Raw genomic sequence first — 895 nt, 5'->3', positions numbered from 1 at the left:
CAGCCGCTCGGGTCCGCACGCCCAGGTCTGGCGCTCACGCGAGTCGGGTACCTCATCGTCGAGCCGGGACAAGTCGCGACGGCCCTGCGTGCGGGTGATCCGCAGCCGCACCTCGTACCCGTCGTGGGTGTTGGCCAGTTCGGACAACTCGTCGCCGAAGAGCACATCAGCCTCGGTGGGCGCCGAGTGCAGATGCAGGACGTCACCGATCTGCTGTCTACGGGCCTGGGTGCGCAACATCGACATCACCGGCGTTACGCCGGACCCGCCGGTGAGGAACAGCACCAACGGGGGCGCCGGATCGGGCATGACGAAATTTCCCCGGGGAGCGGCCAGTCGCACGATGGTGCCCGGCTCCACCCCGCCGACCAGGTGGGTGGACAGGAACCCCTCGGGCATCGCCTTCACCGTGATGGTGATGATGCGATCCCCGGTGACCGGGCTCGAGGTCAACGAGTAGGACCGCCACCGCCAGCGACCGCCCATCAGCAGCCCGATCCCGACGTACTGACCTGGCTGATAATCCAGGCTGAAACCCCACCCGGGCTTGATGAGCAGCGTCGCCGAGTCCTCGGTTTCGCGGCGCACCTCGATCACCCGGCCGCGCAACTCGCGCGCCGACCACAGTGGGTTCAGCAGGCGCAGGTAGTCATCAGGCAGCAGTGGCGAGGTGATCCGGGTGGCCAGCGTGCGCAACGCATTCCATCCCGGATGCCTGCCGGTGGTCGCGACGTTGGCCCGCGTGGTGTCCACCACCACTCCGGTGGGCTTACCCGATCCGCGGGCCGGTTTCGGCGGACTCGGCGCCGGCGCGCTCTCCGGGTTCGTCATTGGTTGTCCTTCGAGTCGGGGGCAAAGCACGACACGACCGACACTAGTCGTGCCTGCACGCTGT

At 68.0% G+C, this 895-nt stretch carries 1 protein-coding gene; it reads right to left on the bottom strand.

The genetic code is table 11. The features are described from left to right. The coding region (locus GY812_17675) for a ferredoxin reductase (GenBank protein ID MCP4437311.1) at positions 1 to 831 on the bottom strand (831 nt) is incomplete at its 3' end. Positions 832 to 895 lie beyond the last annotated feature (64 nt).

It is taken from the genome of Actinomycetes bacterium (genome assembly GCA_024222295.1).
Classification (GTDB): Bacteria; Actinomycetota; Acidimicrobiia; order Acidimicrobiales; family Microtrichaceae; genus JAAEPF01.
The sequence above is the reverse complement of the archived record's forward strand: the minus strand, read 5'-3'. Positions and strand labels throughout refer to the sequence as shown.